Below are 19,229 nucleotides of genomic sequence, written 5' to 3'. Positions count from 1 at the left end.
CGGGGAGACCCTTAGGCTCTTCAGGTAGGCAGGGCAATACCCTGTTGCTCGTCGCAACAGTAGCTCCTCCGGACGGGAGGAGTGGGCAGATAGGCAGTGGAGTCGCCGCGTCGACTCCGGGTTTGCTGCCATGCGTTTCGTCGGAAGACACACACCCCATCATCTCATGACTCATCTCCGTTCACGCGTCCAGCCGGGCGCCCTCGGCGGACTGCTGGCGCTCGCCGTGGCGCTGCTGTTCTCCGCCTCCGCCTCCGCTCAGGATGCGACCCTCACAGGCACGGTCCTCGCCTCCGATACCGGCGAGCCGCTCATTGGGGCGGCCCTCCTCGCCGTCGACGCCGGTCGCGGCGCGGCCACCGATCTCAACGGGGCGTACCGCCTGGAAGTCCCGGCGGGCACCTACACGTTCCGCGTCTCCTACACAGGGTACGAGCCGCAGGAAGCCACCCTCACCCTGCAGGCCGGTCAGACGCTGACCCAGTCCTTCACGCTCGACCCCGACCTCGCGGGTCTCGAAGAGGTCGTGGTGACGGGAGCGCTCTCGTCCCGGTCGCGCTCGCGGTCCGAGGTCTCCGTCAGCCGGATCGACGCCGCCGCGCTCGCGGACGTGCAGCAGTACGGCGACGTGAACCAGCTCCTCAACGGGAAGGTGGCCGGGGTGAGCGTCCAGCCGTCCTCCGGCAACGTGGGCGGCGGCATCCGCTTCAACGTGCGCGGCGGCGGCGGCCTCAACGGAGACGGCCAGCCGCTGATCTACGTCGACGGCATCCGCATCGACAACGCGGAGTACGCTGGTTTCGGCGCGGGCGGTCAGGGCATCGGCGCGCTGTCCAGCCTGTCGCCGGACGACATCGCGACCATCGACGTGCTGAAGGGGCCCGCCGCGGCGGCCCTCTACGGCACCGACGCGTCCAACGGCGTGGTGCTGATCACGACCAAGAAGGGCACCATCGGTGGCGGTGTGGGGGCTCCCATCCCGTTCCAGGTGACCTACTCGGGGACCACCGGCGTCAACGAGCAGCAGTTCGAGTACGACGCGCTGACCGGGGGCGAGACCTTCGAGGATGCGAACGCCATCTTCGAGAACGGCGGCATCCAGCAGCACACCTTCGCGGTCTCGGGCGGGTCGCCCTCGGTGCGGTACTTCTCGCAGTTCGACTACCGTGACGAGGACGGCATCGTCTTCGGCAACTTCCAGGACCGGCGCTCCATGCGCGGCAACTTCGAGGCGTTCCCGCTGCCCAACCTCTCGGTGGGGGTGAACACCTCCTACACGTTCAGCACCATCGGGCAGCCGCAGAACGACAACAACATCCTGGGGTACCTGGGCAACGTGCTGCTCCTGCCGGTCCCGTACCAGTTCACCGACTCGCTGGCGGTCCGGAGCATCAGCACGATCTACCGCACCAACCAGTACCTCGGCTCGGCCGAGGCGCGCTACACGCCGATCCAGAACCTCGCGCTCCGCGCCCAGGTCGGCATCGACGCGTCGGACACGCGCCAGGACCAGACCTTCCCGTCCCAGTTCGTGTACTCGGGCACCAACAGCGGCGAGCGGGATGTCTACACCCGCGAGAACGATCAGGTCTCGTTCATCCTCGACGCGCGGTACAGCTACCGCCCGATGACCGGCCTCAACGCCACGACCGCGGTGGGCGTCCAGGGCTTCGACCGTCGCCTGCGGACGTTCAGCTTCGGCATCCAGAACTTCGGGACCTCGCTGCTGGCCGACGCCGGTGCGGGCTCGGACTACCAGAGCGCCGGGGAGTTCTTCAACAACCTCCGCCAGGTGGGCATCATCGCCGAGCAGTCCTTCGACTACCAGGACACGTACTTCCTGACGGCGGGCCTGCGGAACGACTACGCGTCGACCATCGGAGACAACGCGCCGAGCGTGGTGTACCCGCTGGCGCGTGCGGCCGTCCGGCTCGACCGCTTCGAGGCCGTCCCGGCCCTGTTCTCGCTGCTGAAGGTCCGCGCGGCCTACGGCGAGAGCGGCCAGCTGCCCGGCTCGTTCGACGGCATCCCGCTGCTCTACGCCTCCGAGGTCGGGGGGGACGGGTCCGGCGCGACGATCCAGCAGATCGGCAACCTGGCCATCCAGCCTGAGAAGGTCCGCGAGTTCGAGACCGGCATCGACCTCGAGGTCGCCGACCGCGTCGCCGTCGAGTTCACGTACTACAACCAGACGGCGGAGGAGTCGATCTTCGGCCGCCAGCTCGCGCCCTCGACGGGTCTGGTGGCGTCCACGCTGCCGTTCAACGTCGGCGAGATTTCGATCCAGGGCTTCGAGTTCGCGCTCAACATGACGCCGCTGTCGTCGCGCAACGCGTCGCTCGACCTCGGCGTGATCCTGAGCCATCAGACCAACGAGGTCAAGTCGGTCGGCGTCGACCGCAACGGCGAGCCGCTGCCGCCGCTCTTCGACGGCTTCGACATCAACGTGCTCAAGCCGGGCCTGCCCCGGGCGGCGTTCTACGTGCAGCCCGTCAACGGCGCCCTCTTCGACGCCGACGGCGTCTACGACGGGGTCGACGTGGGCGTGCAGACGAACGCCGACGGCACCCCGGTCGACGAGGACTGCAACGTCGAGGACGGCCGCTGCTACCGCGGCAACCCGTACCCGGACTTCAACGGCTCGTTCACGGCGTCGCTGCGCCTGTTCCAGAACCTGACCGTCTACGCCCTCGCCGACTGGGCGACCGGGCTCCGGGTGTACAACAACACGGACAACTTCCGCGCTCAGTTCGGCAACCTCACCCAGCGGAACGAGCTCGCCGACCAACTCGGGTTCACGACCTCGGGCGACGACCAGGGCGACTTCCCGGACCTGGCGCCGGGCACCCAGGAGTACATCGATGCCGCGAACGCCTACGCGCGGACGGAGGGCACGCTGGACGACAACTTCATCAGCGACGGGGACTACCTGAAGCTGCGGGAGGTGACCGTCCGCTACAACCTCGGCCCGGTCCTGAGCACGCTGCCGTCGCTCGGCCTCGTGCGGACGGCCGCGCTCGCGCTCTCGGCCCGCAACGTGTTCCAGACGTCGCTTTACAGCGGCCTCGACCCGGAAGTCAACTTCAATGGGGCGCGCAGCCTCTCCCGTGGGCAGGACTTCCTGACGCTCCAGAACCCGCGTCAGTACTTCCTCACCCTCACGCTCGGCCTCTAAGACGTCGGCAGGGGAGGGACCTCCCCGCCGACCGCTCTGCCCCCCCCGATTCCACCTCTCCCATGAGAAACCCCATCTTCACCGGGCTCCTGGCCCTCGCGGCCGTCGGCTCGCTCGCCGCCTGCGACTCGTTCGTCGAGGGCATCGACCAGCCCATCGACCGCGTCAACAGCGACTCCCTCGACCTCCAGCGCGAGGTCGACTTCCAGATCACCGGCATCAAGGAAGGCTTCAACGACGCCTACGACCAGATCGCGACGTTGTCCGACCTGCTCTCCGACGTCGGCGAGTTCAACCGGGGCGTCCGCAACTCCACCTTCCCCACCTTCGGCGACATCGACCGTGGGGAGATCGGCTTCGACAACAACTCGGTCGACAACCTCTCGGACGCGGTCAACGAGTACCGCTACGCCGCGGACGACCTGCTGCGCCGCATCGACGAGACGATCACGTTCTCGGACGACGCGGACGGCGTCGCGACCGAGGCCCGGGCGCGCTTCGCGGCCAACTTCCACGGCGCCATCGCGCGCTACTTCCTCGCGACCTACTTCAGTGAGGACGGCGTCAACGGCGGCGCCCCGATCAGCACGGACCGTGACGATCCGGGGCCGGTCATCCCGGCGGCGACGCTGTACCAGCAGGCGCAGGACAAGCTCGCCATCGCGTTCGACCTCGGCAGCGCGACCCAGCAGCGTCAGATCAACACGCTGCGTGCGCGCATCGCGCTGTTCCAGGGCGACCGCGGAGCCGCTGGCGCCTTCGCCGCCGAGGGCATGATGGAGGGCGACGCTCCGTACGTCGGGCGTTACACGGCTGCGTCCTCCAACGACTGGTGGTCGCAGGGTGGCAACGGCCGCGTCCAGATCTCGATCGCTCGCCGCTTCGCGGACTACGACGCCATCGACACGCGGGACCTCGTCGTGCAGACGCTGAACTTCGACCGGACGTTCAGCCGCCCGTACTACCAGCAGGCCCTGTACCCGACTCCGGACGTGGACCTGCCCTTCATCACGTGGCAGGAGAACGCGCTCATCCAGGCGGAGGTCGCCCTCCTCGAGGACACCGATCCGGACGCTGCGGAGGCCTTCGTCAACCCCGTCCTCGCGGACCGCGGATTCGATGAGATCGGGGCTGCCGACCCGGACCTCACCCAGGAGACCCTGATCCAGATCCGGGACCGGGAGCTGTTCACCCAGGGGCAGCGCCTCGTGGACCAGCGGCGCTTCGGGCTGCCGTTCGAGTACGCGGTCTACGCCGGGGGAGGCGGTGGCGACGGCAGCTTCACGCTGCAGCCGCTGCCGGGCATCTACCGCTACTTCCCGCTGACGCAGACCGAGCGGAACGCGAACCCGAACCTCTAGGCGTCTCGCCGACAGGTCGTGATTCTGGGGCGGTCTGGTGCAGTGCACCGGGCCGCCCCATCCTGTTCGTACCCTGCCGGTCGCGGATGCCCTGCCGTCGCCATGCGTGGTTCCATCGCTCTCCTAGTCGTCCTGTCGGCGGTCGCCTCGGCCCAGACGGCCGAACTGACCCTTCTGGTGCGGGACGGGCTCACGTCGCGTCCCGTCTCGGGCGCGACCCTGACCGTGGCGGGCCTGTCGGGCACCGCGGACGACTTCGGCCGGGCCGAGTTGCTCGGCGTCGAGCCGGGCCCGTTGCGCGTGGTGGCGCGCGGGCCGGGGTACGCCGTCCTCGACACGACGCTCCAGATCCCTGCCGAGTCCCACGTCGTCGCGGTGCTGCCGCTCGCGCCCGAGGTGGAGCACCTCGGTGAGGTGACGGTCGAGGCCGAGACCGTCAACGACGCGCTCCTGCGCCGCCGTGGTTTCTTCGCGCGGCGGCAGCAGCGGACGGGCGTGTTCGTGACGCGGGAAGAGCTCGATCAGCGGGGCGCGTCGCAGGTGGCGGACGTGTTCGGCGGGGTGGCCGGGGTCCGGGTGCAGCACGACGCGGCGGGCACGTCCCTGGTCTCGTCGCGTCGGCGCGGGTGCCTGATGGCGATGTACGTCGATGGCACCGAGATGACCTACCTGGCACGCAACCTCGACGCGTTCCCCTACGACGACATCGCGGCGGTCGAGGTGTACCGCGGCCCCGCCGAGGTGCCCCTGGAGTACACCCAGACGAAGTCGCAGGAGACCTGCGGGGCGGTCCTCATCTGGACGCGCATCGTCGCGTCGGACCGCTAGCCCATCTCGACGGCCCCGGCGGCGACGCTCTCCAGCGCGTCCCAGAACGCCGGGAAGGAGACCGCGGCGGCTTCGGCACCGTGGATCGTCGTCGGCCCGTCGGCCACGAGCGCGGCGACGGCGGCGGCCATGGCGATGCGGTGGTCGTCGCGGGCGTCCACCGCGGCGCCCTTGAGGGGACGGCCGCCCTCGATCACCAGCCCGTCCGGGCGTTCCTCCACGTCGGCGCCCATGGCGCGGAGCACGTCCGCGATGGCCTCGATGCGGTCGGTCTCCTTGACGCGCAACTCCTCGGCGTCGCGGATCACCGTCCGGCCCTGCGCGCAGGCCGCGGCGACGGCCAGCACCGGGATCTCGTCGATCAGGTTGGGCACGATGTCGCCGCCGATCTCGACGCCGGCCAGCCCGTTCGCCGGGGCTTCGACGCGGAGGTCGCCCAGCGGCTCGCCGCCGCGCTCGCGCTCGTTGGACGTGCGGATGTCGGCACCCATGGCGCGGAGCACGTCGAGGACGCCGCTGCGGGTCGGGTTCAGGCCGACGCCAGTGAGCTGGATCGTGGCCATCTCGGCGATGCTGCCGGCCACCAGGAAGAAGGCCGCCGCCGACACGTCGCGGGGGACGACCCACTGCCGCGCGCGGATGCGGTGCCCGCGCTCGATGGTCAGGTGCCGCTCGCCCCCGACCTCCAGCGCATCCAGTTCGAGCATCCGCTCCGTGTGATCGCGCGTCCGGACGGGCTCGATGACGGTCGTGGTGCCGCTGGCGCTGAGGCCCGCCAGCAGGACGGCGCTCTTGACCTGCGCCGAGGCAACCGGCAGGCGGTACGTGATGCCGGACAGCGCGCCGCCCTCCACGACCAGCGGCGCGTGGCCGTCCGTCATGCCGATCCGCGCGCCCATCTGGCCGAGCGGGATCGCGACGCGGCTCATGGGCCGCGGCGTCAGCGAGTCGTCGCCGACGAGGGTGCTCGTGAACGGGCGTCCGGCGAGGAGGCCCGCGAGCAGCCGCATCGTCGTGCCCGAGTTGCCGCAGTCGAGCGGGCCCGCGGGTTCCACGAGGCCGTTGAGTCCGCGGCCCTGGACGAAGAGGCTCGGGATGCCGTCCGGGCCGAGCACATCGTCCCGCTCCTCGAACTCGACGCCGAGGGCGCGCAGGCAGGCGACCGTCGACTGCGGGTCGGCGGCGTCGGAGAATCCGACGATCTCGCTCTCGCCGTCGGCGAGGGCCGCGAAGAGGGCGGCGCGGTGGGCGACCGACTTGTCGGCCGGGAGCGACGGGGTGCCCGCGAGCGCGGCGGCGGGGTGGACGGTGACGATCATGGGCGGCAAATGCAGGAATCGGGGGGGCGGACCTTGCCCGCCAGGGGCGGAGGGGGCGTTCTGTCTCAATCTCCCATCCACCCGGGGGACGGTGCGACCGCCGCGCGGGCGCGGCTCGGTCGTCCGAGGGGAGGGAGGCGCTAGTTCGCCGAATACGTCACCGGCCAGTCTTCCGGGGACAGCGCCGCGTCGCACGCCGTGTGGGCGCGCACGCGCTCGACCTCGGCCCCGCCGGTGGCCAGCAGGCGGTACGTGGCGTCGGTGCCGCAGCCGCCGTGGCCCGCGCTCTTGGTGACCACCCCGAACCGGCCCGGCGCCGGCGACGCGACCAGCGCGCCGAAGAAGCTCGCCGTGGTGTCGGCCGAGAGCGTGCCGTCCTCCAACACGCCGAGCGCACGCACGAGGCGGGGTGTCTCATCCGGGCGGACATCCACCAGGGCGAACGTCGCCTGGTAGGCGAACCGCTGGCAGACGACCTCCACCAGCGGGTCCTCCTCCCCGAGGGCGAGCAGCCGGATGTCGCCCCGGCCCGTGGCCGTCGGGTCGTCCTCGCCGCACGCCGTGCGCCAGTCGACGGCGTCGAGGAGGGCGGACGACAGGGCGACCCGCTCCGCCTCGGTTTCGGCGGCGCGGACCTCCGCCAGCCACGTCGCGGCGTCGAACCCCTGGACCGCGATGGGGGCGGCCTCGGGCGTCTCAGCCTCGGGCCCGCCCGCCTCGGTCGGCGACGGCGGTGCGGCGCAGGCGCCGAGGAGAAGCAGGGTGCAGAGGAGCGTGCGCATCGTGGCTAGTCGGCCGTGGAGAGGAGGGGTTCGACCTCGGCGAGCAGCGCCAGCTTCTCGCGGTGCGGCAGGAACGCGTGGCGGAAGCCGTTCAGCACGATCTCGCGGAGCGCATGCGCCGGGATGCCGCAGCGGGTATGCGCCAGCCAGAGCTCGTCGGTGGTGGTCGTGTGGCTGAAGAGCGTGTTGTCGGTGTTGATGGTGACCGGCACGCCCGCGCGGACGTACTCGGCGACCGGGTGCGCCTCGTAGCTCGCCACCACGTGCGTCTGTACGTTGGACGTCGGGCAGACCTCCAGCGGGATCTGGCGGTCGACGACGTAGCGCAGCAACTCGGGGTCCTGGCCCAGCGTGACGCCGTGGCCGATGCGATGCGCGCCGCACTTGAACAGCGCCTGCCGGATGGACGCCGGGCCGAAGCTCTCGCCTGCGTGGACGGTGATGTTGAGCAACTCCTTGCGCGCGAGGTAGAACGCCGACCCGTGGAGGTCGGCCGGGTTGCCGCGTTCGCCGCCTGCGAGGTCGAACCCGATGACCCCGCGTCCGCGGTAGCTGGCCGCCAGCTCGGCCTGGGCCAGCGACGCGCTCTCGAACCGGTCGCGCAGCCCGCACACGATCACGCCGGATCGGATGCCGTGGTCGCGCTCAGCGTCCGCCAGACCGGCCAGGACGGCGTCGTTGACCTGCCACATCGTAAGGCCTTCCTCGGTGTGCAGGATCGGCCCGTACCGGACTTCGAGGTAGCGGACGTTGTCCTTCGCCATGTCCTCGGCCAGTTCGTACGCGATCCGGTGGAGCGCGTCGCGCGTTTGCATGACCGGGATCGAGTAGCCGAACCACTTCAGGTACTCCTCCAGCGTCGGCGAGCTGTCGATCTTGCGGAGCTCATCGGCGAGGCCGGTCTCGTCGGAGGCGGGCAGGAGGTCGGTCTTGCCCTGCGCCTCGGCCAGTTCGAGGAGCGTGCCGAGGCGGAGCGAGCCGTCGAGATGGCAGTGGAGCTCGGCCTTGGGCCAGGCGTGGACGGTGTCGCGGTCGAGGGGCGTCGGCATCGGGCGGGGGGGAGCGTCCGAGAAGCTACGGGCGAGGGAGGCGCGGGGACGCCGTCACGAGGAGGCCCGCTCTGTGGACTCGGCGAAGACGCATGGGCTCGGGCACCCGAACGGGGCGGGCACGTACTTTCGATCCACCTCCTCTCTCTCCCCGCCATGGGCAGCCTCGGTCCGTTCGAGATCATCGCCATCCTCCTCGTCGTGCTCCTCCTTTTCGGAGCCAAGCGCATCCCTGAGATCGCGCGTGGTCTCGGCAAGGGCATCCGCGAGTTCAAGGACGCCACCAACGACATCAAGCAGGAGCTGACGGTCGACACCCGTCCGCAGCAGCGCATCCAGCCGCCCCAGGGGCCTCCGGCCCAGACGCAGGCGTCCGCCCCGGTCGCCGAGCAGATGGCCCCTCCGTCGCCCGCTCCCGAGCCCCCGCAGGACTCGCAGGCATAGTGTTTAGAGGTGCGGGGTGCGTGGTACGGGGTACGCCAACCTCATCGCCCACGGCCCCGCACCGAGTACCTCGTACCCCCGTACCCCGCATTTCCGCATGAGCATCCTCATCGATTCGAACACCCGCCTCGTCGTCCAGGGCATCACTGGCAAGGAGGGCTCCTTCCACGCCGAGCAGATGATCGAGTACGGCACCAACGTCGTCGCCGGCGTGACGCCCGGGAAGGGCGGCTCGACCCACCTCGACCGGCCGGTCTACAACACCGTCCGCGACGCCGTCGAGAAGGAGGGCGCCAACACGTCCGTCATCTTCGTCCCGCCGCGCTTCGCCGCCGACGCGATCTTGGAAGCCGCCGACGCGGGCGTCCAGACGGTCATCTGCATCACAGAGGGCATCCCGGTGCAGGACATGATCCCGGTGAAGCCCTACGTCCAGAAGAAGGGTGTCACGCTGGTCGGGCCCAACTGCCCCGGCCTGCTGACCCCGGGCGACTCGGTCAAGGTCGGCATCATGCCGACGATGATCTTCACCCCCGGCACTGTCGGCGTCGTCTCGCGCTCGGGCACGCTCACCTACGAGGCCGTCGATCAGCTCACGCGCGCCGGACTCGGCCAGTCGACCGCCATCGGCATCGGCGGCGACCCCATCATCGGGACGACGCACCTCGATGCGATCCGCATGTTCGAGGCCGACCCGCTCACGGAGGCCATCGTCATGATCGGCGAGATCGGCGGCAGCGCCGAGGAGGAGGCCGCTCAGTTCGTGAAGGACCACGTCACGAAGCCCGTCTTCGGCTTCATCGCGGGCCGCACGGCGCCTCCCGGCCGCCGGATGGGCCACGCCGGCGCCATCGTGTCGGGCGGCGCGGGCACGGCCGAGGCCAAGCTGGAAGCCATGCGTGCGGCGGGCATCACGACCGTCGAGAGCCCCGCTTCGATCGGCGAGACCGTGGCCGACCACTTCAGCGCGGTCGCCTAGCGGCGCCCGGGCATGCGGGAAGGGGCAAGAGGCATGGGGCGAGAGTCCCATCCTCTTGCCCCTTGCCACATTCTCCCTGCCCATGAAAGTCAAGCACGCTGAATTCGCCCTCGCGGCCCCGTCGTGGGAGGCGCTCCCGCACCCGACGGCGCCCGAGGTGGCGTTCGTGGGGCGCTCCAACGTGGGCAAGAGTTCGCTGCTGAACGCGCTCCTGGGGCGGAGGCAACTCGCCAAGACGTCGGGCACGCCGGGCAAGACGCAGGCGCTCAACTTCTACGCGGTCAACCCCAACCCGCAGGGCCATCCGGACGTGTTTTTAGTCGACCTGCCCGGCTATGGCTACGCGAAGGTCTCGAAGGCGCAGCGGGCGCAGTGGCAGCAGTTCATCGGCCGCTACGTGACCGAGCGGGCCGAGGAGGGAGTCCTGAAGGCGGTCGTGCAACTGGTCGACAGCCGCCACGGGATGACGAAGATGGACGAGGAACTGCTCGCCATCATGCGCGAGAGCCCGGCGCCCCACCTGATCGCGCTCACGAAGTCGGATAAGCTAACGGCCACCAAGCGCCAGCAGGCCGTCGGCGGCATCCGGGACTATCTCGCTCCGTACGGCCTCGAACTGCCGACCATCCTCACGTCGTCGGAGAAGAAGCAGGGCATCGGGGAGCTGTGGAGCTGGATCGACACGGTGCTGGTGTAGCGCCCTGGCGCACGACCCGGGGGCGGCGGTGTGGCAGACGTGGCCACCTCGGTGCCGAGTCGGCCCCCTTCGCGGTCGCTACAGGCGGACCCAGTTCGTGCGCTGACCTCCGGCGGGGTTCTCCAGGCGGAGCGTGTCGCCGTCGAGTTCGATCTGGAAGCGACCGTCCGGCCCGAGGTCGTCGATCCACTGGAGCGTGAGCACGGAGTCGCCGACGACGGCGTAGCGCGCCTCGTAGACCTGGGGCGTGTCGCCTCCCCGCTCGACGATGCGCGCGGTGCCGTCGGCGAAGAACTGGTAGCGCATGTCCAGCGAGTCGGCCCCGGCCGCGCGCCACGTGCCGACGTAGGCGTCGTCGCCCTGGCAGGCGCCGAGCAGGAGGGCGCCGAGGACAAGAATGCGGGAACGGGACACGGGGTGGAGCACGGGGGGCGGTGACGGGTAAGGTAGCCGTCCTCCCCCCCGCGCCCGTGCTTCAAGAGCTCCTCGCCCTCCCGCCCGTGACCCTGTTCATGCTCGTCATGAACGTCGCCGTCGGAGCCTACTCGCTTCTCGTCGACCCGTCGCTGATCGACCGGTGGGCGTTCAAGCCGTTCCGGGTCGTCCGCGAGAAGGAGTGGAGCCGGTGGCTGACGGCGGGCTTCGTGCATGTCGGGTTCATGCACCTGCTGTTCAACATGATCACGCTGTTCTACTTCGGACCGTACGTGGAGACCGTCGTGGGCTCGGGACGCTTCCTGGCGATCTACATCGGCTCGGAGCTGCTGGCGAATGCGCTGACGTACGCGAAGTACAAGGACGCGCCGCAGTACTCGGCGGTAGGCGCCTCGGGTGCGATCTCGGGGGTGCTCTTCTCGTTCTGCCTCTTCGAGCCGTTCTCGCTGCTCTACATCTTCTTCGCGATCCCGATGCCCGCCATCCTGTTCGCGGTGCTGTACGTCGGGCTGTCGATCTACGCCTCGAAGCGGGAGGTCGGGCGGATCGCCCACGAAGCCCACCTCGGCGGCGCGCTGGGCGGCCTCGCGCTGACGCTGCTGCTGTACCCGGCGGCGCTGAGCATCTTCCTGAGCCAACTCGGGCTGGGCTAGGGCGTCCGCGCGGGACCTCGGACACGACTCCTCTCTCTGCATGCGTGCCCGCTCTGTCCTTCTTCTCGTGGCCCTGCTCGCCGGCTGCGACCTGTTCGGCGGGGACGCGCTCGAGCCGGGGCAGGCAGACGCCCGCTACGAGTACACGAACGCCGCGGACCCGGACCAGAACGAAGCCCTCGACGTGATCGGGAGCGTCCACTACAGCGTCCTCCACCGAGCGGACGGGACCGTCACCTCTTCGGGGGGCCTGCTGTCGCTTCCCCAGGGCACGTTCTTCTTCGGCGGCGAGGGCGGCGCGCTGGCAGAGACCGGTACGGTCGTACTCGGCACGGACCCGGGCGAGGTGTGGTTCCGACGGGACGGGCCGGGAAGTGGCCTCCTCCCCCCCTTCGACGGCCAGATGCAGATCGAGGCCTTCGGCCAGGAAGCCCGCGGCTCGTTCGACGTGCAGGCCCTCTACGCGGGCGGCGACCGGCGCCTCTCACTCGTGGGTCGGTTCCGAGCCGTGGTGCAGCGCGACACGCTCGCGGACTAGCCCGGCTCACATCTCGAGGCGGGCCATCAACTCCGTCCAGGCGTCGAACACGAATGCGCCCTCGGGGGCGCGCTCGGCGTCGCCGCGGATCCAGGCGACCGGCCACCCGGCGCCGGTGCCCCCCAGCACGTCGGAGTGGTACGAGTCGCCGACGTAGAGCAGGTCGGACGCGTCCACCTCCGATCCCAGCGCCGTCGCCGCTTCGCCGCGGACGTGCTCGAACAGGCGGGGATCGGGCTTCATCACGCCGACCTCCTCGGAGATGACGACGAACGCGGCCCGGTCGGCGATCTCGGGGAGCGCCGCCAGCTTGCCCCGCTGCTGCGCCGAGAACCCGTTCGTCAACACGCCCACCGGCAGGACGTCGGCGATGGCGTGGTAGGCTGCGCGGGCGCCCTCGGCCCAACGCCAGTGCGCGGCATAGCGGTCGAGGTAGTCGCGGTTGAACGTCTCTGGCGCGAGGGTCCGGCACTCCAGGGCGTCCAGCAGGCGCTCGCTTCGCAGCCGCTTCAGGTCGGCCGAGGTGATGCGCCCGGCTCCGAAGTCGCGCCACAGTGGCACGTTGCAGGCGTGGTAGGTCTCCTGGAGGTGTCCGAGGTCGTGGTGCCCGAGATGGGCCTCGTGCATCCGGTGGACGTCGGCCAGCGCTTCGCGCTCGGCCGCGCGGTGGTCGAGCAGCGTGTCGTCCAGGTCGAAGACGATGAAGCGGGGGAGGGGCATCGGGAGGGCGGGGCGGAAACGAACGACGCCCCCGCGGCCGGAGCTGCGGGGGCGTCTCGAACGGATCGAGCCGGGGGCTACGCCTCGGCCACGTCCACGTGGACCGTCTTGCGGCCGCCGCGCTTCGTCTGGAAGCGGACGCGGCCGGTCGCGGTCGCGAACAGCGTGTCGTCGTTGCCACGGCCGACGTTGACGCCGGGGTGGAACTTGGTGCCGCGCTGGCGGACGATGATCGTGCCGGCGTGGATGGTCGCCCCACCGGGGGACTTCACGCCGAGCATGTTGGGGTTGGAGTCGCGGCCGTTCTTGGACGAGCCGACGCCTTTCTTATGTGCCATGTCGTTGGGGGTCTGGAGCTGCGAGGGGAGGCGGCGGGCCTTAGTTGACCGACAGGCTGCCGATCTTGATCTGCGTGTACGGCTGGCGATGGCCGTTCTTGACACGGTAGCCCTTGCGGCGCTTCTTCTTGAAGACGATGATCTTGTCGCCCTTGACGTGGGCCAGGACCGACGCGGAGACCGAGGCGCCCTCGACCGTCGGCGCGCCAACGGAGACGCCGGCGTCACCGGAGGTCAGGAGGACGCGGTCGAACGTGACGTCGGCGCCGACGTCGTCCTTGAGGCGCGGGACGTAGAGGCGGTCGCCCTCGGCGACCTTGAACTGCTTGCCGGCGATCTCGACGATTGCGTACATGGGGTGCGAGCTTGTGGCCCTCCGGATGGCGGTCCCGGCCGGGTGCCGGGCAGGCCCGCGGAGGGGCGCGGGACAGAGCCGGATAAGCTAGGGGCCGGGAGGCCGGGCGATCTGGTGATTTGGCGAAGAATGGGGGCGCAGGAGCGGGAGACGAGAATGGAAATGGGCAGAGGGGATTGAGATGGCCGATCCCGCGCTCGGCGCTCATCTTGTGGGTCTCCGCATCCCGCTTCCCCGCATGCCGCTCGCGCTCTTCGGTGGCTCCTTCAACCCCCCGCACCTCGCGCACCTCGCGGTGGCTGAGGCGTGCGCCGAGGCGGCCGGGCTCGACCGCGTGCTGTGGATGCCCGCCGCCACATCCCCGTTCAAGCAGGGCGACCCGTCGCTGGCACCCGCTGAGACCCGCCTGCGGATGGTCCAGGCCGCCATCGCGGGCAACGACCGGTTCGCGGCCTCCGACCTGGAGGTCACCCGGAACGGCGTCAGCTACACCGTCGATACCGTCCGTCAGCTTCGAGCGGATGGGCACGAGGACCTCGCGTTGGTCGTGGGAGGAGACAGCCTCGCAGGCTTCCCACGGTGGCGAGAGGCCGAGGCCATCGCTCGCATGGCGAGGCTGCTCGTGTACCGCCGCCCCGGCGACGCCGTCGACCTCAGCGGGTTGCCGGACTGGCTGGCGACCGCGGTGACCATCGTGGACGGCCCCGCGCTGGATCTGTCGAGCACCGAGATCCGCGCCCGGATCGGGGCGCGGCGGACGGTCCGCTACCTCGTGCCGGACGCGGTCCGCGCCGTGATCGAGGCGGAGGGGCTGTACCGGTAGCGCACCGCTGGACTCGACCTATGCCGCCCCCCATCCCCTGCTGCGTCGACGTGCCTGCTGCGGAGGCGTTGCTGCGCTACGGACTCACGGAATTGCTGCGCGGGCTGGGGCTCACGCCCGACTGGGTGCGCCGGGGCGACGCCCGCCTCGTTGTGTCCGCCGACGGTGCAGCCGAGGCGGGGCCGCTCGGGCTCCAGGTGGCGTCACGCGCTCTGGCCGACCTCGCGGCCCCTCACCTTCCAGCCGTCGCCGACCTGGGCCGGGTGGACGTCCGGGGCGAGCGCTGGCCCGTCCCCGTCGGCTCCCCTGGCCGGACGGACAGGCTGGGCGACCTCGTCGCGGGGAGCGCGTGGTGGCTGGCGGGTCTCCAGGAGCACGCCACGGGCGCCCGCGACCGGCACGGGCGGGTCCCGTTCGATGCCTCGCTCCAGGCGGCCCTCGGTGACGCGCCTGGCGGCCCCCTCCGCCCGGCCGTGGACGCCTATCGCGCTCACCTCGGCGCCGCGCTGCGCGCCCACGGCATCGAGACGCCCGGGCGGACGTGGGGCGGGGCTCCCTGGAGCGTCGCCTTGACGCATGACCTGGACGCGGTCCGCACCCGCCGCATGCGTGCCCTCGCTGGAGACCTCCGCCGTGGGCGCCCTGTCGCCGCCTTGCGCCGTGCCCTCGGCCCTGACCGCCGCCGCGCCAGCATCGACGCGCTCCACGCCCTCGCCGCCCGCCACGGAACGCCTGCCACGTGGTTCGTCAAGCCTGGGGCCTGGACGTCCGAGGACGTGCCGGGCGGGCTCGACCCCTGGCTCGTGAGGCGGCTGCGCCGGTGGGAGGCCGAGGGCCACGAGGTCGGCTGGCACCCGGGGTACGGCACGTACGGACACCCCGCCCGCTGGGCCACCGAGGCGGACCGGTTCGAGACCGCGTTCGGTCGCCTGCCCACCCTGGCGCGGACGCACTTCCTCCGGTGGACGGAACCCGACACGCCTCGTACGCTGGCCGCCTCGGGGGTCCGCCTGGACAGCACGCTGGGGTTCGCCGAGCACCCGGGCTTCCGGCGCGGCACCGCGCAGCCGTTCCGTCTCTTCGACCCCGTCGCCGACCGCGTGACGGACCTCTGGGAGATGCCGCTGGCCCTCATGGATGCGACGCTGACCGACTACCTCGGCCTCGGACCGAAGGCGATGGGGGAGCGGATCGCCGCCGTGTTCGCCGCCGCGCGCGAGTCGGGAGGGGTGGCCGTCGTCCTGTGGCACAACCAACTCGGCGCCGACACGGCGGCCTGGGAGGCTGGGGTGGACGCCCTCGACCACGCACTCGGACAGGCCCGCGCCGACAGCGCCGGCATCGGTCCGCTGGAGGCCCTCCTGTCGGCCTGGAACCGGGATTGAGCGGGAAGAGCGCGTGGAGAGAGGCTGTGCCGGGCCCGTGGCACAGCGTTCTCTGGGGAGGGGTCGGGGCATGCTGTGACAGACGGAACGCCGCCTCGACCTGCCCATTCAACCGACTCGCCAGCCTCCTCTATGGGACTGTTTACTACGTCGCCCGCCGAGCGCTTCGGACCCGACCTCCTCGACCGCCTGCCGCTCGGCATCTCCGTCTACCGACTGGAGGATCCGGCCGATGTGGCGTCGTTCCGGCTCATCTACAGCAACCCCGCCAGTGCCGCGATCACCGGGCTGGAGACCTCCGCCGAGGTCGGGCGGCGGGTCGTGGAGGTGGTTCCTGGGATCGGGGCGACGGGCATCCTGGAGACCTACCGGGACGTGCTGCGTGCGGGCGAGCCCCGCGACCTCGGGACGGTCGTCTACGGCGACAACCGCATCGATACGGCCACGTACGCCCTGCAAGCCGTGCCGCTCGACGCGGAGGTGCTCGCGGTCGTGTTCCAGAATGTGGCCGACCGGGCCGAGGTTCAGGCTCTCCAGGCGGCCCAGTCTGAGCTCGGCCGCGAGGAGGCGCGGTACCGCTCGCTGGTCGAGGCGACCGCCGCCATCGTCTGGACGACGCCTCCTTCCGGCGAGCTTCGGCTCGACGCCCGCCAGTGGCACGCGGTCACCGGGCAGACCCCCGAGGAGGCCGCGGGCTGGGGCTGGGTCGAGGCCATCCACCCGGAGGACCGCGAGGCCACGCAGGCTGCCTGGACGCACGCCGTCGCGACGGAGACGCCCTACCAGGTCGAGCACCGCCTCCGCCAGGCCGACGGCGGCTACCGCCGCATGACCGCCCGCGCCACCCCGGTCCGGGACGCCGATGGGGCGGTCGCCGAGTGGGTGGGCATCCACACCGACATCGAGGAGCAGACGGCCGCTGCGATGGCGCTGGCCGCCAGCGAGGCGCGCTTCCGGACGCTGTTCGACGCCCTCGACGATGTGGTCCTCGTCTACCCGATCGGGACGGACGGGCCGGAGCCGTTCCTGGCCTTCAACCAGGCGGCCGTCGCCACCTACGGCTGGACGGCCGACGAGCTCCGGACGAAGACCGTCGCCGACATCATGGCTCCTGGTGCCGTGGACGTGGCATCCGCTCTGACGGAGCTCCGGCGGACCCGTCGGTCGACGTTCGACTCGACCCACATCACGCGCGACGGCACGCGGCTGGCGATGTCCACCAACGCCCGCCTCGTCGAGTACGACGGGCGGCTGTGCGTGGTGGCCCTGTGCCGGGATGATTCGGACCGCCGCCAGTTTCGGCGCCAGCTGGCCCGGTCCAACCGACAGCTGGAATCCGCCGTCGCCGACCGGACGGCCCAGTTGGAGGCGTTCGCGGAGGACCTCAAGATCCTCCACGGCATCACGACGGCCGAGCACCCGTCGCCCGAGGCGCGCTTCGAGGCCTACCTCCAGGCCGGGTGCCAGATGTTCGAGCTGCCCATCGGCATCCTGTCCGCGACGCCACTCGACCCTGCGACCGGCGAGCGGCTCTACCGCATCGAGGCCGTCGTCTCGCCCGATCCCGCGCTGGAGCCCGGCCTGACGGTCCCCATCGGCGAGGCGTTCTGCGACGCCGTCGTGGAGACGGGCGCGACGGTGACCTACGCAGATGCCATCGCGGAGGCGCCCGACCACCCGGCCTGCGTCTCACGCGGTCTCCGGGCGTTCATCGGGACGCCGGTGCTGGTGGACGCCGAGGTGGTCGGGACGCTCAACTTCGTGTCTCCAGAGGCTCGTCCGGGCGGCTTCTCGGCGTCCGAGCGGGACCTCATCGAGGTCATGGGGCAGGCTGTCGGCCGCCGCATCGAGGCCGACCGGGCGACCGACGCCGAGCGGGACGCGCGCGAGCGCTACCGCACCATCGTCGAGACGGTGGATTCGGGCGTCATCGTCGTCGACGCCGACCTCCACGTGATCATGTCGAATCCCTCGGCGCGCACGTTCCTCGGTCTCTCGGAACCCGGCGGGGGAGAGGGCGAGACGGACCACATGGCCGACCGGTGGCCGATGATCGACGCCGACGGGCAACCCGTCACCCCGGAGGCGCTCCCGGAGAGCGAGGTGATGCGGACCGGCACGCCGGTTCGCGGGGTCATCCAGGGGGTCACGCCGCCTGGCGAGCCGACCCGCTGGTACCGCGTCAACGCGACGCCCATCGACCAGGACCGCGACGGCACGCCCGAGGTGGTCGTGGTCTCGTTCCACGACGTGACCGACTTCCGCGAGATGACGCGCAGCGCGGCCGACGCCGAGCACCGCCTCCGGTCCGTCCTCGACGCCGTCTCGGACGGCATCTACGGCCTCGATCTGGAGGGGCGGACCACGTTCGTCAACGAGGCCGCGGTCGCGCTCACGGGCTGGCCTGCCGCCGAGCAGATGGGCGCCCGCCAGCACGCGCTGATCCACCACCGCCACGCCGACGGCACGGACTACCCGGTCGAGACCTGCCCCATCTACCAGACGCTGCGAGACGGCGAGCCCCGCGTGTGCGACGATGAGGTGTTCTGGCGTCACGACGGGACGCCGTTGCCGGTGCGCTACAGCGTCACGCCGATCCGCGAGCAGGGCGCGCTGACCGGCGCGATGGTCCAGTTCCGCGAGCGCCCGACCCCATGAGCCGTCCGGCCCTGATCGTGTTCGCCAAGGCGCCCGAGGCGGGGCGGGTCAAGACGCGCCTGTCGCCCGCGCTCACGCCCGCCGATGCGGCGGCGCTCTACGAGGCGTTCCTGCGCGACGCACTCGACCGCTACGCCCGCCTCGGCGCCGAGGCCGGGGGACCTGCGGTGCGGCTCTACCTCGCCGGCGACCCCGGCGACCTCGTGCCCGACGGCGTCAGCGTCCACCCCCAGCGGGGCGACGGGCTGGGCGAGCGGATGCTGCGCGCCTTCGTCGAGACCTTCGCGGCCGGGCACGACCGCGCCATCGTGGTCGGCACCGACCACCCGACGCTGCCGGAGGCCTTTTTCGGGCTCACCTTCGAGGCGCTGGACGACCCGCTGACGGCGGTCCTCGGGCCGAGCGACGACGGCGGCTACTACTTGCTCGGCCTCAACGACATCGTGCCGGACCTCTTCGACATGGCGTACAGCCATCCGGACGTGTTCGAGGACACCCTGGAGCGCGTCATGGAGGTGGACCTCACGCCGGTGGTCCTCCCGCCTCACTACGACGTGGACGACGTGGCGACGCTCCGGCGGCTCATTGAGGAGTGGCGCGGTGGTGCCGATACGGGTCCCCGTACGGCCCGCATGCTCGCAACCCTCACCGAGCGGTACGACCTTGGCCCGTAGCTTCCTCGCGACCCGC

19 protein-coding genes are annotated in these 19,229 nt (G+C 71.0%); 12 read left to right on the top strand and 7 right to left on the bottom strand.

Features of this window, described 5'->3' with window-relative positions:
* Positions 1-166 precede the first annotated feature (166 nt).
* From B1759_RS18300 to B1759_RS18290, 3 genes are all read left to right on the top strand, one after another.
* Positions 167-3,175, top strand: coding sequence for a carboxypeptidase-like regulatory domain-containing protein (locus B1759_RS18300; protein WP_158225342.1), 3,009 nt, complete (start codon positions 167-169; stop codon positions 3,173-3,175).
* Positions 3,176-3,237: 62 nt separating this feature from the next.
* Positions 3,238-4,536, top strand: coding sequence for a hypothetical protein (locus B1759_RS18295; RefSeq protein ID WP_095516520.1), 1,299 nt, complete (start codon positions 3,238-3,240; stop codon positions 4,534-4,536).
* 102 nt (positions 4,537-4,638) lie between these two features.
* Complete coding sequence (locus B1759_RS18290) at positions 4,639-5,364, top strand: TonB-dependent receptor plug domain-containing protein (protein ID WP_095516519.1); 726 nt, start codon at positions 4,639-4,641, stop codon at positions 5,362-5,364.
* Here B1759_RS18290 and aroA read toward each other — a convergent pair.
* From aroA to add, 3 genes are all read right to left on the bottom strand, one after another.
* Positions 5,361-6,683: a 3-phosphoshikimate 1-carboxyvinyltransferase gene (gene aroA / locus B1759_RS18285; protein ID WP_095516518.1), complete on the bottom strand. Its 1,323-nt coding sequence runs from the start codon at positions 6,681-6,683 to the stop codon at positions 5,361-5,363. The two genes, B1759_RS18290 and aroA, sit on opposite strands and share 4 nt — an antisense overlap.
* 140 nt (positions 6,684-6,823) lie before the next feature.
* Positions 6,824-7,465 (bottom strand): hypothetical protein, encoded by a 642-nt coding sequence (locus B1759_RS18280; protein ID WP_095516517.1) that lies wholly within the window; start codon positions 7,463-7,465, stop codon positions 6,824-6,826.
* Positions 7,466-7,470: 5 nt separating this feature from the next.
* A complete protein-coding gene (add, locus tag B1759_RS18275; RefSeq protein ID WP_095516516.1) occupies positions 7,471-8,514 on the bottom strand; it encodes an adenosine deaminase in 1,044 nt (347 codons plus the stop codon).
* A 156-nt stretch (positions 8,515-8,670) separates the two neighbouring features.
* Between add and B1759_RS18270 the strand changes: the two genes are divergently transcribed.
* The 3 genes from B1759_RS18270 to yihA all read left to right on the top strand — a co-directional run bounded on the left by B1759_RS18270 (position 8,671) and on the right by yihA (position 10,634).
* A complete protein-coding gene (locus B1759_RS18270; RefSeq protein WP_095516515.1) occupies positions 8,671-8,958 on the top strand; it encodes a twin-arginine translocase TatA/TatE family subunit in 288 nt (95 codons plus the stop codon).
* Positions 8,959-9,055: 97 nt separating this feature from the next.
* Complete coding sequence (gene sucD / locus B1759_RS18265; protein WP_095516514.1) at positions 9,056-9,937, top strand: succinate--CoA ligase subunit alpha; 882 nt, start codon at positions 9,056-9,058, stop codon at positions 9,935-9,937.
* Between the two features lie 82 nt (positions 9,938-10,019).
* The gene (gene yihA / locus B1759_RS18260) at positions 10,020-10,634 is read left to right on the top strand and encodes a ribosome biogenesis GTP-binding protein YihA/YsxC (protein WP_095516513.1); all 615 of its coding nucleotides are present in this window, start codon (positions 10,020-10,022) and stop codon (positions 10,632-10,634) included.
* Between the two features lie 78 nt (positions 10,635-10,712).
* On the opposite strand, the gene B1759_RS18255 is transcribed toward yihA, so the two are convergent.
* A complete protein-coding gene (locus B1759_RS18255; protein ID WP_143537484.1) occupies positions 10,713-11,048 on the bottom strand; it encodes a hypothetical protein in 336 nt (111 codons plus the stop codon).
* A gap of 56 nt (positions 11,049-11,104) precedes the next feature.
* Between B1759_RS18255 and B1759_RS18250 the strand changes: the two genes are divergently transcribed.
* Together B1759_RS18250 and B1759_RS18245 are read left to right on the top strand one after the other, a co-directional pair.
* Positions 11,105-11,722, top strand: a complete 618-nt coding sequence (locus tag B1759_RS18250; protein ID WP_198949018.1) for a rhomboid family intramembrane serine protease — start codon at positions 11,105-11,107, stop codon at positions 11,720-11,722.
* Positions 11,723-11,762: 40 nt separating this feature from the next.
* On the top strand, positions 11,763-12,260 hold the full coding sequence (locus tag B1759_RS18245; RefSeq protein WP_095516511.1) for a hypothetical protein: 498 nt from the start codon (positions 11,763-11,765) through the stop codon (positions 12,258-12,260).
* A gap of 6 nt (positions 12,261-12,266) precedes the next feature.
* Here B1759_RS18245 and B1759_RS18240 read toward each other — a convergent pair whose 3' ends face one another.
* The 3 genes from B1759_RS18240 to rplU all read right to left on the bottom strand — a co-directional run bounded on the left by B1759_RS18240 (position 12,267) and on the right by rplU (position 13,673).
* Complete coding sequence (locus tag B1759_RS18240) at positions 12,267-12,980, bottom strand: HAD family hydrolase (protein ID WP_095516510.1); 714 nt, start codon at positions 12,978-12,980, stop codon at positions 12,267-12,269.
* A gap of 77 nt (positions 12,981-13,057) precedes the next feature.
* The gene (gene rpmA, locus B1759_RS18235) at positions 13,058-13,318 is read right to left on the bottom strand and encodes a 50S ribosomal protein L27 (RefSeq protein WP_095516509.1); all 261 of its coding nucleotides are present in this window, start codon (positions 13,316-13,318) and stop codon (positions 13,058-13,060) included.
* Between the two features lie 40 nt (positions 13,319-13,358).
* Positions 13,359-13,673 (bottom strand): 50S ribosomal protein L21, encoded by a 315-nt coding sequence (gene rplU / locus B1759_RS18230; RefSeq protein WP_095516508.1) that lies wholly within the window; start codon positions 13,671-13,673, stop codon positions 13,359-13,361.
* A 238-nt stretch (positions 13,674-13,911) separates the two neighbouring features.
* On the opposite strand from rplU, the gene nadD reads away from it, so the two are divergent.
* From nadD to B1759_RS18210, 4 genes are all read left to right on the top strand, one after another.
* Positions 13,912-14,496 carry a nicotinate-nucleotide adenylyltransferase gene (gene nadD, locus B1759_RS18225; protein ID WP_198949017.1) on the top strand — a complete coding sequence of 195 codons (585 nt, stop codon included), beginning with the start codon at positions 13,912-13,914 and terminating at the stop codon, positions 14,494-14,496.
* A 20-nt stretch (positions 14,497-14,516) separates the two neighbouring features.
* Complete coding sequence (locus B1759_RS18220) at positions 14,517-15,881, top strand: hypothetical protein (protein ID WP_143537483.1); 1,365 nt, start codon at positions 14,517-14,519, stop codon at positions 15,879-15,881.
* A 132-nt stretch (positions 15,882-16,013) separates the two neighbouring features.
* Entirely contained in the window at positions 16,014-18,539 is a 2,526-nt protein-coding gene (locus B1759_RS18215; RefSeq protein ID WP_095516505.1) for a PAS domain S-box protein, read from the top strand.
* The gene (locus tag B1759_RS18210; protein WP_095516504.1) at positions 18,536-19,213 is read left to right on the top strand and encodes a TIGR04282 family arsenosugar biosynthesis glycosyltransferase; all 678 of its coding nucleotides are present in this window, start codon (positions 18,536-18,538) and stop codon (positions 19,211-19,213) included. Before B1759_RS18215 ends, B1759_RS18210 begins: the two co-directional genes overlap by 4 nt.
* The last annotated feature ends 16 nt before the right edge of the window (positions 19,214-19,229 follow it).

The organism is Rubrivirga sp. SAORIC476 (assembly GCF_002283555.1).
In the GTDB taxonomy this organism is placed as follows: domain Bacteria; phylum Bacteroidota; class Rhodothermia; order Rhodothermales; family Rubricoccaceae; genus Rubrivirga.
This window is presented reverse-complemented; position numbering and strand designations above follow the sequence as displayed.

Excerpts from the sequence above, each read along its gene's own strand:
- rplU (WP_095516508.1), bottom strand. The coding sequence starts at position 13,673 with ATGTACGCAATCGTCGAGATCGCCGGCAAGCAGTTCAAGGTCGCCGAG.
- rpmA (WP_095516509.1), bottom strand. The coding sequence starts at position 13,318 with ATGGCACATAAGAAAGGCGTCGGCTCGTCCAAGAACGGCCGCGACTCC.
- B1759_RS18280 (WP_095516517.1), bottom strand. The coding sequence starts at position 7,465 with ATGCGCACGCTCCTCTGCACCCTGCTTCTCCTCGGCGCCTGCGCCGCA.
- B1759_RS18220 (WP_143537483.1), top strand. The coding sequence starts at position 14,517 with ATGCCGCCCCCCATCCCCTGCTGCGTCGACGTGCCTGCTGCGGAGGCG.
- B1759_RS18300 (WP_158225342.1), top strand. The coding sequence starts at position 167 with ATGACTCATCTCCGTTCACGCGTCCAGCCGGGCGCCCTCGGCGGACTG.
- B1759_RS18245 (WP_095516511.1), top strand. The coding sequence starts at position 11,763 with ATGCGTGCCCGCTCTGTCCTTCTTCTCGTGGCCCTGCTCGCCGGCTGC.
- add (WP_095516516.1), bottom strand. The coding sequence starts at position 8,514 with ATGCCGACGCCCCTCGACCGCGACACCGTCCACGCCTGGCCCAAGGCC.
- B1759_RS18240 (WP_095516510.1), bottom strand. The coding sequence starts at position 12,980 with ATGCCCCTCCCCCGCTTCATCGTCTTCGACCTGGACGACACGCTGCTC.
- sucD (WP_095516514.1), top strand. The coding sequence starts at position 9,056 with ATGAGCATCCTCATCGATTCGAACACCCGCCTCGTCGTCCAGGGCATC.
- nadD (WP_198949017.1), top strand. The coding sequence starts at position 13,912 with ATGCCGCTCGCGCTCTTCGGTGGCTCCTTCAACCCCCCGCACCTCGCG.
- B1759_RS18290 (WP_095516519.1), top strand. The coding sequence starts at position 4,639 with ATGCGTGGTTCCATCGCTCTCCTAGTCGTCCTGTCGGCGGTCGCCTCG.
- aroA (WP_095516518.1), bottom strand. The coding sequence starts at position 6,683 with ATGATCGTCACCGTCCACCCCGCCGCCGCGCTCGCGGGCACCCCGTCG.
- B1759_RS18210 (WP_095516504.1), top strand. The coding sequence starts at position 18,536 with ATGAGCCGTCCGGCCCTGATCGTGTTCGCCAAGGCGCCCGAGGCGGGG.
- yihA (WP_095516513.1), top strand. The coding sequence starts at position 10,020 with ATGAAAGTCAAGCACGCTGAATTCGCCCTCGCGGCCCCGTCGTGGGAG.
- B1759_RS18215 (WP_095516505.1), top strand. The coding sequence starts at position 16,014 with ATGGGACTGTTTACTACGTCGCCCGCCGAGCGCTTCGGACCCGACCTC.
- B1759_RS18270 (WP_095516515.1), top strand. The coding sequence starts at position 8,671 with ATGGGCAGCCTCGGTCCGTTCGAGATCATCGCCATCCTCCTCGTCGTG.
- B1759_RS18295 (WP_095516520.1), top strand. The coding sequence starts at position 3,238 with ATGAGAAACCCCATCTTCACCGGGCTCCTGGCCCTCGCGGCCGTCGGC.